This is a genomic window from Paenibacillus sp. FSL L8-0663 (assembly GCF_038008125.1).
GTDB classification, from domain to species: Bacteria; Bacillota; Bacilli; order Paenibacillales; family Paenibacillaceae; genus Paenibacillus; species Paenibacillus polymyxa_D.
On the sequence record NZ_JBBOYM010000001.1, the window covers coordinates 3,656,965 to 3,671,019 of the forward strand.

Here is a 14,055-nt window from a genome sequence, read left to right on the forward strand (position 1 = left end):
TTAGCGCTCTCCTCTCACTGCGGCGGCGATAGCAGCCTGACGCGGTTGCTTTGGATGATTTCTTTTGTGCTCACGGATCATGTCCAGAAAGCGGTCAAACAGGTAACCATTATCGTAAGGTCCTGGTGCAGCCTCTGGATGATATTGCACCGAAAACGCGGGATACTTGGTATGTTTAAGACCTTCAATCGTTTTATCGTTGTTATTAATATGCGTCACTTCAAGCTCAGTACCTTGGATCGAATCCTCATTCACCGTGTAGCCGTGATTTTGTGATGTGATAAAGCAGCGTCCGCTCTCCAGTTCTTTCACCGGATGGTTACCACCGCGATGTCCGAATTTCAGCTTTTCCGTATCCGCTCCCGAAGCTAAAGCGAACAACTGGTGTCCCAAGCAAATTCCGAAAATCGGATATTCCCCTAACAGTTCTGCTACCGTACGAACGGCATGGGGTACGTCTTTTGGATCTCCAGGGCCGTTAGACAGCTGAATACCGTCCGGGTCCAAGCGACGAATTTCCTCAGCCGTCGTATCATGTGGAACGACAACTACATCGCAGTCCCGTTTATTCAGTTCGCGCAAAATGCCGCTTTTTGCACCGTAGTCAATCAATACGATCCGCTCTCCGTTGCCAGGACTGCTGTACGGATGAGGTGTAGAAGTCATAGGAACCTGATTACGCAGTTCTTCAATGGTCAAGTCAGACATCATTTCTTTCAGTTCTTCCAGCGGCTGGGAACCAGTCGTCAAAATGCCCTTCATCGTGCCGTGATGGCGAATAATCCGGGTAAGCATGCGGGTGTCGATGTCGCTAATGCCAATGATGCCATATTCCTTCAGCAAATCGCCCACGCTGTATTGAGCACGCCAGTTACTTGGCGCTGGCTCGTAATGTCTAACAGCAAAGCCATGGACATAAGGCCGTACCGATTCAAAGTCATCACGAGTAATTCCATAGTTGCCAATCAGCGGGTAAGTCATCGTTACGATTTGTCCGCAGTAAGAGGGATCAGTAAGCACCTCTTGATAGCCTGTAATCCCTGTGTTGAAAACGACCTCGCCTGTTTTATCACCTTCCGCACCAAATGATGTGCCTGTAAACAGCGTGCCGTCCTGAAGTAACAATCTTGCCTGCATCCCGTCTCACTCCTCTATATTGTTTCCTGCTATAAGGTTCTATTTTTTTAGTGGTTTCTATTTATTTTGCTTCGTCAGCAGACCATACCAGTTTGCCATCTACCCAAGTTTTCACAGGCCAGCCTTTGAGCTTCCAGCCTGTAAAAGGAGTGTTGCGTCCTTTGCTGGCAAACGTTTGCGGATCAACTGCCTGCTCCTGCTCCAGATCAATCATGGTCAGGTCAGCTGGAGCCCCTTCTTCCAGGCGTCCCGTATCAAGGCGGAAGACACGCGCTGGATCAGCAGTCATACGACGCACCAGAAAGTCCAGCGTCCACTGTCCGGTAGCTACGAATTTCGTGTACAACAGCGGGAAGGCCGTCTCAAATCCAACGATCCCGAATGGCGCCAGCTCCATCCCCCTTGCCTTCTCTTCCTCACTGTGCGCTGCATGGTCGGTTACGACGATGTCAATCGTACCGTCTTCCAGTCCCTCGATGCATGCCTGCACATCACGCGGGGAGCGTAGCGGAGGATTCATTTTCCAGTTCGCATCCAGCCCAGGGATATCCTCATCTGACAATACCAAGTGGTGCGGGCATACCTCAGCCGTTACCTTGATGCCAAAAGATTTCGCATGGCGGATTAACCGCACTGACTGCTCCGTGCTGACATGGCATACATGATAGTGTGCCCCGGTTGCCTCGGATAGTAAAATGTCCCGTCCGACGTGAATCGCTTCAGATTCGTTCGGAATGCCTTTAAGCCCGTGGCGCTTGGCAAATTCGCCGTCCGTCACTGCCGCTCCTTCAACAAGTGTGTTATCCTCACAGTGTGCAATAACCGGCATATCCAGTGCTTTGGCCCGCGCCATGGCGTCCTTCATCATTTGCGCGCTTTGCACCCCGACACCATCGTCAGTAAAGCCGATGGCACCTGCTGCTTTGAGCGCTTCAAAATCTGTCAGCTCACGACCCAGTTCGTTTTTCGTGATGGCTGCGTAAGGAAGAACCTTGGCAAGCCCCGCTTCCTGTCCCTTTTTCAATACCAGCTGAACTGTGTCCACATTGTCCGTCACTGGACGTGTATTTGGCATGCAGGCAATCGTCGTAAATCCGCCTTTCACCGCCGCGCGGCTACCCGTTTCAATCGTTTCTTTATATTCAAAGCCGGGTTCTCTCAGATGCACATGCATGTCGATTAAACCGGGGATGACCAGCTTCCCCTGGGCGTCAACTTTCTCGACTTCGCGCTCCTGCCCAGATGCGCCTTCTTCCATAAGTAGGCTGATTCCAGCATCCGCACTTGCGATAGCCAAAATCTTTCCGTCGGCGATTAGGATGGATTTCAATTCAGCCTCACCCTGCTCGTTCAATACGCTTGCATTCATAATTAATTGTTTCATCTGAAATATTCCTCCGCTCAGTTTTTTGCAACTTTTCCCTACGATCCTACTGACAGCTTCTACAGCTTCATTGCCCGTTCCATAACCGCCATGCGGATCGGAACCCCGTTTGCCATTTGAGGAAAAATTCGCGATTGTTCGCTTTCCACAACTGCACTATCAATTTCCACATTCCGATTCACTGGAGCTGGATGCATGATAATCGTTCCGGGCTTCAGGTTCGCTGCTCTTTTCTCTGTCAAACCGTACTGCTCTCGGTATTCATCCGCTGAGCGCAACATCCCTTCGGCATGCCGTTCCAGCTGTACCCGAAGCATCATGACCACGTCCGCTTGTAGTGCCTCTTGCATCGGAACATAAGGCGCGTAGGCCGCAAGATCAGGTGCTTGCATATTATCAGGAGCGCAGAAGCTTACCTTGGCTCCGAATTTTTGCAAGGCCCACAGATTCGAGCGAGCGACACGGCTGTGCAGAATATCTCCTATGATGGACACTCTCAAGTCTTTAAGCTCACCGAAAGTTTTGCGCATGGTGTACAGGTCCAGCAGAGCCTGCGTTGGATGCTCATTGTTGCCGTCCCCCGCATTAACCAGTGGGACACTGACCTTCTCAGCGAGCTCTTGCAGCACTCCGGCTGGCTTTAACCGGATGACTCCTGCATCAATGCCCATGAATTCGAGCGTACGTACTGTATCGTAAATGGACTCCCCTTTTTCCACACTGGAAGCCGCAGCGGAAAAGTTCAAAACCTGAGCGCCCAGCCGCTTCTCTGCCATTTCAAAAGAAAAGCGGGTACGAGTGCTGTTTTCAAAAAACATGTTGGCCGCAAAGCGTGATTGCAGTACTGGAACCAGTTTTTCTGGTTGAGATTCCCAATAATGAGCGCGATCCAGAATGGACTCGATTTCATTTCGGCTGAGTTCCTTTAACCCGAGTAGGCTACGTTCTTTAAGTTGACTGGCTGTGGTGATCATAGCTGTTCCCCCCGGTTCTGAATGATTGTCACTTCGTCCTTACCGTCCGTCTCTTGAAGGGCTACTACGATTTCCTCAGATTTGGAGGTCGGGATGTTCTTGCCGATGTAATCGGGACGAATCGGAAGCTCACGGTGTCCGCGATCCGCTAATACTGCCAGCTGAATCATTTGCGGTCGTCCGCAGTGCATCAATGCATCCATCGCCGCGCGGATAGTGCGGCCTGTGTACAGCACATCGTCAAAGAGAATGACTTTCTTATCATGAACCGATACGTCAGCAGGATTCATCAAAAGCTCTTTTCCATTTCCTTTAGCTTCGGCTACGCTGTTCCGGTCATCCCGGTAGGCTGTAACATCTAGCTCTCCCCATGGAATTGGTGCGCCTTCAATCTCAGCAATTTTTTCAGCCAGGCGTTGCGCCAGATGAACTCCGCGTGTTCGAATACCTACTAGCACACAATCGTCAATACCTTTGTTTTTCTCCAAAATTTCATGTGCAATCCGTGTCAATGCCCGACGAATCGCAATTTCATCCATCAGTACATGTGTTTCATTACTCATGCTTCCAGCCTCCTCAGGTGATGTTCCCTTCAGACCTGGTCCCGTGTTCGGATACAAAAAAGACTCCTTGCCCAAGTTTGGCAAGGAGTCTCGTGTGAACAGTCTTCTACTGTTCTCCGATCTCTCGGACACACTGAAGACATACCGCCGCAGCGGATGCACTGATCAGTGATCCATTCACGTTACCTTGCCAGCCTCACGGGACTGATTTAAAGGTGCTATTCAGGATTTCCTTTGTCCTGCTTCTCATAGTGTGAGATGGTTAGCCATCTCTTGGACAAAGTTCATCGCAACTACAAGAAGTATGACAGATTGAAAATCGTGTGTCAACACCCGTTCAACCGGAACCACCGGAAGCACTTTAATAATTATACAAGGTTATTGTATAATTATCCATAGTTGTTTTACCCATACCTTGTCTCACAATAAAAAAACCGCCATTTAGGCGGTTTAACTTAATAATTTATTCAGGTTTGTGAATAGGAATGCAAATCACCATTGTTTTAGCGACTACGCAAGGATGCTAACACATCCTCCATATCAGGAGGAATCGGTCTGCTAAATTCCATGTATTCTCCAGTGGATGGGTGCTTAAAGCCCAGTACCGCCGCATGCAGCGCCTGACCATCCATACGAACCCCTTTGCTGCGCCCATACATAGGGTCACCAACCAATGGGTGTCCAATAAATTTCATGTGAACACGAATTTGATGTGTTCGTCCTGTTTCCAATTGAAGTTCAAGGAGGGTATAATCCCCCAATCGTTCAATGACGAGAAAATGGGTGACGGCATGCTTGCTGTTACGTTCCGTCACTGTAAACAATTTGCGATCACCCGAATCGCGGCCAATCGGAGCATCTACCGTTCCCTGATCGTGGCTCAAATGACCGTGAACTAAGGCTATATATTTCCGAGTCACACTATGATCCTTAAGCTGTGCTGCAAGTGATGCGTGAGCCTGATCATTTTTAGCCGCCATTAGCAGTCCTGATGTATCCTTATCAATACGGTGAACAATACCAGGACGTAATTCCCCGTTAATGCCCGAAAGATCGTGACAATGGTACATCAGTGCGTTAACTAATGTTCCCGAAGAGTGTCCCGGTGCAGGATGCACGACCAGACCACGTTGCTTGTTAATAACAATAACGTCCGAGTCCTCGTAAACGACATCCAACGGAATATTCTCTGGAACAATATCTACAGTTTCTGCTTCCGGTACTGATAATACAATCCGGTCTCCTTCAGCCAGCTTGTAGTTCGCCTTAATTGTCGTACCGTTCACCAGCACACGACCATTTCCGATCCACAGCTGTATCTGAGAACGAGACACTTCCTTCATTTCTTCGGCGATATATTTGTCAATACGCGTTTTGGCATCCCCGGAAGCCGCTGTCCATTCCAGAGATTCACCCTCCAGTTCGTCCTCATAAGACAGACCTGCGGCTTCGCCATTTTCATTCACTTCGCTCATGCTATGACTTCCCTTCGATGCTATCATTGCCATTTCCCTTTTCCCGACGCGATTCCAGCAATGTATCCAAAATAATCAATGCTACACCGATGACAATTGCCGAATCTGCCACATTAAAAATGGGGAACGTATAGCTTCCAAAATTAAATTGTGCAAAATCAACTACTTCCCCTGAAATAGCCCGATCCAGAAAGTTACCGACTGCTCCCCCCAGCACTAAACTTAGCGCAACAGGAAGTAGCTTTTGTCCAGCCTTAACTGTTTTTCGCAGATACCAGACGATACCAATCACCACTACAATTGTAATCACGATAAAAAGCCAACGTTGACCTTCCAAAATCCCAAAAGCAGCTCCACGATTACGATGGGAGGTGATTAAAAAGAAATTGCCGATGACTGGTATTTGTTCGTACAATTCCATTCGTGTAGCCACCAAATATTTGACTCCCTGATCAATCAAAAAAATTATTAGCGCAATACCAAAATAAATCACAGTCCTTCGTCACTCCGATCCGCTTATATCCGTTGTTGAACCCATTTATTGTAGCATAAGCGTTCTCAGATCGTCCACGAAACCCGCAAGCTATCAAGCACAGACCATCCATAAAATGAACTCCTTCGCATTTGATTAGAATTTCCTATGTAAAAGAGGTCTTCCCGGTGCAAACTACAAGGAGCATACTCGACACAACGCATGCGCATGAAACCTAGAACAAGGAGAGGATTCCATGTCCCCATTGACGGAGCAACAATTGCAGGGTCTGCGTAACGAACTGCTGGAACGCAAAAAGGAAATTGAGCATCGCTTGCAAAACAACGACCATTACGGACTCGGTGATTCACAGCGCGATCAAACCGGTGAGCTTTCTCCCATTGATAACCATCCAGGCGATCTGGCTACCGAAACCTACGAGCGAGCCAAAGATATTTCCTTATTGGAGCATGATGAGTTTCAATTGGAACGTATCAAATCAGCCTTGATGGCAATGGACAAGGGGACCTACGGCATTTGCGCCGCCAGCGGTAAACCTATTCCCTATGAACGGCTACTGGCTGTTCCCTATACCATTTACTGCAAAGAGTACAGTCCCGAAACAGAAGTGTCTAACCGCCGCCCAGTGGAGGAAGAATTTCTCGCTCCCTCGTTCGGCAGAACGAGTCTGGATGAGCGTGATGATCAAAACGGCTTTGACGGTGAAGATGCCTGGCAGATCGTCGAAAATTGGGGTACCTCTAACACCCCAGCCATGGCCGAAAGCGGAGAAATCCACAGTTATGATGATATGGAAATTGAAGCAGGCGATGATAATATGGGCTTCGTAGAACCATACGAAAGCTTTGTTGCTACTGACATTTATGGACAAAATGTATCCGTTATTCGCAGTTCCATTTATCAGCGTTATATCGAAGATGGCGAGGGCGAAGGTCTACTGGAGCCGGATACGCACGAAGACGAATCGTGAACTTCAAGGTGGAAATCGCTTCCTAATAGGTAGTAAGCTCCAATTGTCGTTGTACGATCCGTACAATATCAGCGATATAATCACCGATAATCGGCAAATTCAACGCTCCGAGCACTTGCAGCACATAAATAATGGTAGCGGCAAAAAAAGTAAAACCTAGCGCAATGCCGATTCCCCGGGAAACGCCTGATATTAGATTTAGCCAGAGCAATCGCCAAGGCTTATTCAACAGCAAAGCGTAATCTGCAATACGTGTCCGTTCCATCTGCTCTGACACAGCACGTATCAGCTTTTCAACACGACTTAATCGCTCTGTCTGATTACCTATTTTGCTTTTATCTGTGGCTATGGCAGCTCCTTCTCCGTTCATCCCTCGGAGACTCCTCTTCTGTCTACGCCTTGATCGTGCCGTCATGTGCACAATCCCCCTTTTCCCATGGCTGCCCTGAACGCAGCAAACGAGCCGAAGCACGTAACGGAGAAAACCCGTTTCCGATGCTTAGGCTCGTTTTTATATGCTGCCTGTTATTGTATTATGGGACAGGGGGCTTGTAATTATTCCCCAATATGAACGCCGATGGTTTTACCGTTCACTTCCACATGTTCTGCCGGTTCGGCTTGACCAAATGTCACAGTCGTAACCAATACGTTCTCACGCAACACAGTGTCGAAGCTTGCGATGGCCTGGCGCAGCTCGTTATCTACATCCAACGTCAATGCCACATACTTTTCAATCGGCAGATCCAGTTTTTTACGGTAATCCTGTACCGCACGAACCACTTCACGTACCCAGCCCTCTTGCTCCAGCTCCGGTGTAATGTCCGTGTTCAACGCTACCGTTAAGCCATAACCGGAAGCAGAAGCGAAGCCTTCTTTCGCTTTTTTCTCTACCAGCAATTCTTCAGCTGTAACTTGCAGCTCTTCACCTTCTGGAGAAGCGACATTTAACATTCCCTGTTCTACAACAGTACGGGTATCCTCAGCAGACATTCCTTTGAAAAAGTTTTGTAGGAAACCGACATTTTTGCCGTATTTCTTGCCTGCTACTTTCAAATTCAGTTTCAGTGTAAAATCTACAAAGCCGCTATCGTCCGTCTCAACATGAATATGCTTCACGTTAATCTCATCTTTGATGATCTCCTCATAGCCACTCAGTTCAAAATCTTGATCCATGGATAGAATCAACTCGGACAACGGTTGACGCGTTTTCAAACCCGTTTCGTTGCGGACGTTACGCGCCAATTCAACGACACGACGTGCCGTTTCCATATCTCGTTCCAATTCCAGATCGATCAAGGATTCATTGGCAGTCGGATAATCATCCAGATGAACACTTTCCCCGTTACTCAGGTTGAGGTAAATATCCTCTGCAAGCAGTGGTGTAAACGGCGCAAGCAGTTTGGCAGTCGTTAACAGCACTTCAGTCAGTGTACGGTATGCATCCAGCTTATCTTCTGTAAGACCATTGCCCCAGAATCGGTCGCGTGAACGACGGATATACCAGTTGCTCAGCTCATCCACAAACGACTCAATTGCTTTGGATGAGTTCAGGAAGTCATTTACAGCCAGCGCTTTGTCCACTACCAAAATCAGGCTGTTCAGACGGGACAAAATCCAGCGATCCAACTTATGAGCCGATGGTTTGAACGGGTGCTGTGCCGGATCAAATCCGTCGATATCCGCATATAAGGTCAGAAAAGCATGTGTATTCACAAGCGTATCTACCAGCTTCGATTTAGCCTCACCTACGATTCCTTTGGAAAAACGTTTGCTATTCCATGGTGCACTATCGGACAGCAATGCCCAGCGGAAAGCATCTGTACCGTACTCGTCAATCACTTCCCACGGATCAATAACATTACCCTTTGATTTGGACATTTTCTGCCCTTGCTCATCCAGTACATGGCCTGTCGCCATGACAGCTTTATAAGGAGCTTTGCCAGTCAGCATAGTCGAAACCGCAAGCAAGCTATAGAACCAGCCACGAGTCTGGTCAATCCCTTCACAGATCATGTCTGCCGGAAATTGTTGCTCGAACGTTTCATTATTTTCAAAAGGATAATGATGCTGTGCAAACGGCATGGAGCCGCTATCAAACCATACGTCGATCACTTCCGGTGTACGAGTCATTTCGTATTTACCGCATTGGCTACGAACCTTAATATCATCTACATATGGTTTGTGCAGCTCGATGTCCGCTGGTACGTCGCCAATCGCACGTTCCCTCAATTCAGCAATACTATGCGGAGCAAACTGTTCTCCAGTTTCCTCACAAACCCAGATGTTTAGCGGTGTACCCCAATAGCGATCACGACTGATGTTCCAATCCACCAGTTCCTCCAAAAACTTGCCAAAACGTCCTTCACGTACATGACCCGGATACCATTCGACTTCGCTGTTGTTGGCAATCAGTTGATCCTTGATCGCAGTTGTTTTGATAAACCAACTGTCCATAGCATAGTACAATAATGGAGTATCGCAACGCCAGCAGAACGGATAGCTATGCTCGTATTTTTCCTTGCTGTACAGCAGGCCTTTTTCGGACAGCATTTTTACAATATCTACATCACAGTCTTTCACAAAACGACCTGCAAAATCAGTGATTTCCTCTACATAGTTACCTTGAAGATCCACCACGTTAATGAACTCAACACCATTTTCACGACATACCCGGTAATCATCCTCACCATGCGCTGGAGCCATATGAACGATACCTGTACCGCTGGAATCTGTTACGAACTTCGCACCCAGAATCTGATTACCCTTCTCAACCTGAAAATACGTAAATGGCGGGGTATAGGTTTGGCCAACCAGTTCTGAACCAGATAGCGTGCCAATCACTTCATGCTCGCCTTTAATGACGTCTTCAACCAGATTTTTAGCAACGATGTATACACCGTCTTCCTGCTTCACACGTGCATATTCCAGTTCAGGGTTGACGGCGAGCGCCACGTGACTCGGCAAGGTCCAAGGTGTTGTCGTCCAAGCCAGTACATATTCACCACTGCTATGCAGCTTGAATTTGGCCGTGGCACTCAGATCCTTTACATCTTTGTAGCCCTGCGCTACTTCATGAGAACTTAGCGTTGTCTGACAATCCGGACAATACGGACTCACACGATGACCACGATACAGCAGATCTTTTTCATGAATGGTCGCCAAAATGTTCCATACGCTCTCGATATAGTTATTATCCAATGTAATGTACGGGTTATCGAGGTCTGTCCAGTATCCGATCGCTTCGGTTAGATCACGCCATTGTTGCTCGTATTCAAACACGCTCGCCTTACATTTTTTTATAAACTTTTCAACGCCGTATTCTTCAATTTCAGGTTTATGGGAGATCCCCAGTTGCTTCTGTACACCTAATTCTACCGGCAAGCCATGCGTGTCCCAGCCTGCCTTACGTACGACGCGGTATCCCTTCATTGTCTGATATCGGCCCACAAAATCCTTAATTACACGGCCCAGCACGTGACCGATATGCGGTTTACCGTTAGCTGTTGGTGGGCCCTCATAGAACACAAAATTTGGCTTTCCTTCACGATTTGTGATGGATTTACGGAATGTGTCCTCCTGCTTCCATTTGCTCAGGATGCGCAGGTCACGGGACCGTGCTTTTTCTTTAACATCCACTCTGTTCATACTGTCATACTCCCTCTCTGCTCATCATTGATTTCCCTAGCATTTCCTAAAAAAAGCAACAAAAAAAGCCCCATCCCTGTAAAGGGACGAGACTGTGCTCGCGTTACCACCCTGATTCCGTAAAAATAGACCATTCTAAAAATACAGTCTCATCACGGCTCTCTGAGCCCCACTCAACTACAGCAGGGCGCCATTATAACGCATGGCAAACGGTGATTGCTTACACACGCCATACATCTTAAGCGCTTCAGCTCACTTCTCCGGGAGGATCTTCGGTCATGTTCTGAACGTTGGCTTGCACCGGAAGGCCAACTCTCTGAGGGACAAATCATGACGTACTCGTTCCCATCAACGAATTAAACATGTTAAATTCATCGAATATTAAACAGCAACATCGTTACCTTGAATAACAACCATCAGCCGACGGACGGATAATCATTGAATTCAGTATAGTATTTACAGTTATAGCCTGTTTAAAGTGAAAAGTCAACCCTAACAACGTCTAATAAAAGCTTGTCAGAAATGAAATTAGTAAATTTCTTTCATCTCACGCTCGCGTTCCAGTACTTCGCGTTCCCGGTTTTCAAGAGCTTCCCAGCCGTCTTGGCTTAACAAGTCAAGCTGTGCTTCCACCAGTGTACGAAACCGTGCTCGGTAAATCGATGCCTGCTTCTTCAGCTCTTCAACCTCCAACGCGATCTTGCGGGATTTGGACAATGCTTCGTTCACAATACGGTCCGCATTTTTTTCCGCTTCCTTCACGATCAATTGGGATTCTTTCTTGGCGTTGTTACGAACTTCATCTGCGGCTTCCTGCGCTACGATAATCGTCTTACTCAGCGTATCCTCAATGGTCGCGAAATGATCGAGCTTCTCCTGTACGTTCAACAACTCGGTGCTCAGTTCTTTATTTTCACGAATAACGCCCTCGTAATCTTTGATCACCTGATCCAAAAATTCATTAACCTGATCCTCATCATAACCGCGAAGCCGGCGGGCAAATTCCTTGTTATGTATATCCAATGGCGTTAATGGCATGCCGTCCACCTCCTATAAGATTGACAAAAAATACATTTTCCGCGTCACGACGCTCACTATCATCTATCGGTCATCATACCCCGTTTTGTGAATACTGTACAGAGCAAAATCGTTCCAGTTCTTCGCTATAGCTTAATTCTTTCGACAGAAAGCTCGTGATTCCTGCCTACAGCTATACAAACTTACCAATTTTGACACGGAATCTTCCCTTTTTTGTCATCCCGTCTGTTTCAAGCACTTTGAAACGCCCAAAACCCTGCATGGAAATAACGTCTCCAGCTTTAAGTGGAGTGGATGGATTCTCCTCCACCTTCCAATTTACCCTGCACCGTCCCGCCCGAATCGGTGTTAATATTTTACTGCGGCTTAGCTTGTACACATCGCTGGCAATACCGTCCAGACGCAAAGAAGCGACCGTCAGGTCTAGCGTCTCTAATGCAACTTCCTTCGTTCGCAGACTCGCTACAGGCAACAGTTCTGTCCATACATGAACACGGTGTACCTGCTGCAAATGCATCGTCATAAAATCACCGATCTCTGAAGCTACCAATACATGACACCCATCATCCAGTACATGAATATCTCCAATTTTCCCACGTTTGATTCCAAGTCCCAGTAGGGCACCTAGATAATCACCGTGCTCAAGGGTACCTATTTTATGATCGTCAGACGTGATGGAAAGGACCTGAATCCCCATCTCCTCACCGTCCAAATACGAATAATCGGGCGCAATCAGCGCCCGCTTTCGTTCCGAAGCCATGTATCCGCCATCTACCCTAATCGTGACCTTGTCTTCCTTCGAAGCAAGTGTCTCCAATATGTACTGTTGGCGCGGGTCCAAAAAATCAGTCAGCTTCTGCTCATGATAAGCCCCCGCATGACTGATCCATTCGGAAGCACGATCCACATAATCCCGTTCATCCGGGTGAAAATGCTCATAAATCTCAGTTCGCATAACTCCTCCTAGACGAGCTTACCAATTAAAGAAATCAAACCGTACGACGCAAAACGCAGAGCAATCAGCGCAACGATGGGAGAAATATCAATCATCCCGAAGATTGGCGGTATAAACCTGCGAAAAGGAGACAAATACGGCTCCACAAACTTGGCAAGTAAATCACCAATCACACTCTCTCTAGCATTAGGAAGCCATGACAGCAGAACATATGCAATGATCATGTACGAATAAATCTGAAATAGCCAGTAAATTACCTCGATCAAGAAAAGTTCACCTCATTCTGTTAAGTTCTTGTTCAGTGTCAGCCAGTATTTCCGTAATAGAGCCTTGAATCTCAACCGTATCTGGTGTACACAGAAAAATATTGTTCCCGACCTTGGAAATACCACCACCCAGTGCATACACAGTACCACTCAAAAAATCAATAATGCGTAGCGCCTGATCCTTGCGAATTCGTTGCAAATTGACTACGACGGTGCGATGGGAACGGATATGGTCGGCAATTTCCTGTGCTTCATCATAAGAACGCGGCTCATACAGGACAACTTTCACATTTTTCTGTGAATGGATGCTGACAACATTAGTGCCCTTCTGGTTCTTACGTTTATCAAAGCTTGGGGTTTCAATTTCTTGATCTTCCTGCGTATTCATAACCTCTCGCTCTATAACTTCCTCTTCTTCCTGAAGCCCCAGAAAGTTCATGAACTTATTCATTACGCCCAATGGAAATCCTCCTCTCGTCCGACCAGTACGGAACCAAGCCGCAGCCAGGTCGCTCCTTCTTCAACCGCCACTTCAAAATCATTGGACATCCCCATAGACAAGTGAACGATGGGTTCCCTGGTCAAGGCTTGTCCATTTAACCTATCCCGTAATTCACGCAATCCCCGAAATACAGGCCGAGTTTTTTCCGGGTCTTCCTCATGAGGAGCCATTGTCATCAAGCCAATCACGTCCACATGTTCCAGCTCGCGAATTTGTTCCAAAAAGGGGACAACCGCCTCAGAGGACAAGCCATATTTGGACATTTCCCCAGAAATATTGACTTGCACAAAAGCTTTAACTCGCAGTCCCAGAGCAGCTGCCTTCTTATCCAATTCCTGAGCGAGTGATAAGCGGTCAAGCGAATGTATAAATTTAAATTTTCCAATTACATCTTTAACCTTATTCGTTTGGAGATGACCAATAAAATGCCACGTTCCCCGGTCACCCAGCTTACTCCATTTATCCGCAGCATCCTGCCAGCGATTTTCGCCCACATGCTCTAAGTCGCTATCCAATACCGATGTCATTGTCGCCGCCGAAACATATTTCGTGACAGCGATCACATTTACTTCATCACGCGAACGTCCGCTTCGGGCACATGCCGCTTCTACACGGGCATTCACCTCTTTAATTCGTTCCTCCAAAGACACGGG

Annotated in this window: 14 protein-coding genes and 1 other annotated feature; of the genes, 1 reads left to right on the forward strand and 13 read right to left on the reverse strand. The window is 47.4% G+C overall.

The window, feature by feature from the left end:
• The 6 genes from carA to lspA form a co-directional block, all read right to left on the reverse strand.
• Positions 1-1,137 (reverse strand): glutamine-hydrolyzing carbamoyl-phosphate synthase small subunit, encoded by a 1,137-nt coding sequence (gene carA, locus MKY75_RS15955; RefSeq protein WP_025718621.1) that lies wholly within the window; start codon positions 1,135-1,137, stop codon positions 1-3.
• A gap of 61 nt (positions 1,138-1,198) precedes the next feature.
• Positions 1,199-2,521 carry a dihydroorotase gene (locus MKY75_RS15960; RefSeq protein ID WP_165149116.1) on the reverse strand — a complete coding sequence of 441 codons (1,323 nt, stop codon included), beginning with the start codon at positions 2,519-2,521 and terminating at the stop codon, positions 1,199-1,201.
• 59 nt (positions 2,522-2,580) lie between these two features.
• Positions 2,581-3,495, reverse strand: coding sequence for an aspartate carbamoyltransferase catalytic subunit (locus MKY75_RS15965; protein ID WP_340885912.1), 915 nt, complete (start codon positions 3,493-3,495; stop codon positions 2,581-2,583).
• Positions 3,492-4,058 (reverse strand): bifunctional pyr operon transcriptional regulator/uracil phosphoribosyltransferase PyrR, encoded by a 567-nt coding sequence (pyrR, locus tag MKY75_RS15970; RefSeq protein WP_029517736.1) that lies wholly within the window; start codon positions 4,056-4,058, stop codon positions 3,492-3,494. The genes MKY75_RS15965 and pyrR overlap by 4 nt, the downstream gene beginning before the upstream one ends.
• 503 nt (positions 4,059-4,561) lie before the next feature.
• Positions 4,562-5,533: an RluA family pseudouridine synthase gene (locus MKY75_RS15975; RefSeq protein WP_165149110.1), complete on the reverse strand. Its 972-nt coding sequence runs from the start codon at positions 5,531-5,533 to the stop codon at positions 4,562-4,564.
• Between the two features lies 1 nt (position 5,534).
• Positions 5,535-6,026, reverse strand: coding sequence for a signal peptidase II (gene lspA, locus MKY75_RS15980; RefSeq protein WP_023989430.1), 492 nt, complete (start codon positions 6,024-6,026; stop codon positions 5,535-5,537).
• 235 nt (positions 6,027-6,261) lie between these two features.
• Here lspA and MKY75_RS15985 point away from each other — a divergent pair, with 235 nt between their 5' ends.
• Positions 6,262-6,996, forward strand: coding sequence for a TraR/DksA C4-type zinc finger protein (locus tag MKY75_RS15985; RefSeq protein ID WP_069010288.1), 735 nt, complete (start codon positions 6,262-6,264; stop codon positions 6,994-6,996).
• A 22-nt stretch (positions 6,997-7,018) separates the two neighbouring features.
• On the opposite strand, the gene MKY75_RS15990 is transcribed toward MKY75_RS15985, so the two are convergent.
• The 7 genes from MKY75_RS15990 to MKY75_RS16020 all read right to left on the reverse strand — a co-directional run bounded on the left by MKY75_RS15990 (position 7,019) and on the right by MKY75_RS16020 (position 14,052).
• Positions 7,019-7,366, reverse strand: a complete 348-nt coding sequence (locus MKY75_RS15990) for a DUF5665 domain-containing protein (RefSeq protein WP_029517740.1) — start codon at positions 7,364-7,366, stop codon at positions 7,019-7,021.
• 185 nt (positions 7,367-7,551) lie between these two features.
• On the reverse strand, positions 7,552-10,641 hold the full coding sequence (gene ileS / locus MKY75_RS15995) for an isoleucine--tRNA ligase (RefSeq protein WP_165149107.1): 3,090 nt from the start codon (positions 10,639-10,641) through the stop codon (positions 7,552-7,554).
• A 79-nt stretch (positions 10,642-10,720) separates the two neighbouring features.
• Positions 10,721-11,002: a binding site (T-box leader), on the reverse strand.
• Positions 11,003-11,169: 167 nt separating this feature from the next.
• Positions 11,170-11,679 (reverse strand): DivIVA domain-containing protein, encoded by a 510-nt coding sequence (locus MKY75_RS16000; RefSeq protein WP_023989434.1) that lies wholly within the window; start codon positions 11,677-11,679, stop codon positions 11,170-11,172.
• A 172-nt stretch (positions 11,680-11,851) separates the two neighbouring features.
• A complete protein-coding gene (locus tag MKY75_RS16005) occupies positions 11,852-12,634 on the reverse strand; it encodes a YlmH family RNA-binding protein (protein WP_039272241.1) in 783 nt (260 codons plus the stop codon).
• An 8-nt stretch (positions 12,635-12,642) separates the two neighbouring features.
• Positions 12,643-12,900, reverse strand: coding sequence for a YggT family protein (locus MKY75_RS16010; RefSeq protein ID WP_029517743.1), 258 nt, complete (start codon positions 12,898-12,900; stop codon positions 12,643-12,645).
• Positions 12,901-12,907: 7 nt separating this feature from the next.
• Complete coding sequence (locus MKY75_RS16015; RefSeq protein ID WP_069010286.1) at positions 12,908-13,360, reverse strand: cell division protein SepF; 453 nt, start codon at positions 13,358-13,360, stop codon at positions 12,908-12,910.
• A complete protein-coding gene (locus MKY75_RS16020; RefSeq protein ID WP_029517744.1) occupies positions 13,351-14,052 on the reverse strand; it encodes a YggS family pyridoxal phosphate-dependent enzyme in 702 nt (233 codons plus the stop codon). Before MKY75_RS16020 ends, MKY75_RS16015 begins: the two co-directional genes overlap by 10 nt.
• Positions 14,053-14,055: the final 3 nt, after the last annotated feature.

What these genes read in the sequence shown, in the direction of transcription:
- MKY75_RS16000 (WP_023989434.1), bottom strand. Translation starts at nt 11,679, where the DNA reads ATGCCATTAACGCCATTGGATATACATAACAAGGAATTTGCCCGCCGG.
- carA (WP_025718621.1), bottom strand. Translation starts at nt 1,137, where the DNA reads ATGCAGGCAAGATTGTTACTTCAGGACGGCACGCTGTTTACAGGCACA.
- MKY75_RS15985 (WP_069010288.1), top strand. Translation starts at nt 6,262, where the DNA reads ATGTCCCCATTGACGGAGCAACAATTGCAGGGTCTGCGTAACGAACTG.
- MKY75_RS15975 (WP_165149110.1), bottom strand. Translation starts at nt 5,533, where the DNA reads ATGAGCGAAGTGAATGAAAATGGCGAAGCCGCAGGTCTGTCTTATGAG.
- MKY75_RS15990 (WP_029517740.1), bottom strand. Translation starts at nt 7,366, where the DNA reads ATGAACGGAGAAGGAGCTGCCATAGCCACAGATAAAAGCAAAATAGGT.
- pyrR (WP_029517736.1), bottom strand. Translation starts at nt 4,058, where the DNA reads ATGAGTAATGAAACACATGTACTGATGGATGAAATTGCGATTCGTCGG.
- MKY75_RS15965 (WP_340885912.1), bottom strand. Translation starts at nt 3,495, where the DNA reads ATGATCACCACAGCCAGTCAACTTAAAGAACGTAGCCTACTCGGGTTA.
- MKY75_RS15960 (WP_165149116.1), bottom strand. Translation starts at nt 2,521, where the DNA reads ATGAAACAATTAATTATGAATGCAAGCGTATTGAACGAGCAGGGTGAG.
- MKY75_RS16005 (WP_039272241.1), bottom strand. Translation starts at nt 12,634, where the DNA reads ATGCGAACTGAGATTTATGAGCATTTTCACCCGGATGAACGGGATTAT.
- ileS (WP_165149107.1), bottom strand. Translation starts at nt 10,641, where the DNA reads ATGAACAGAGTGGATGTTAAAGAAAAAGCACGGTCCCGTGACCTGCGC.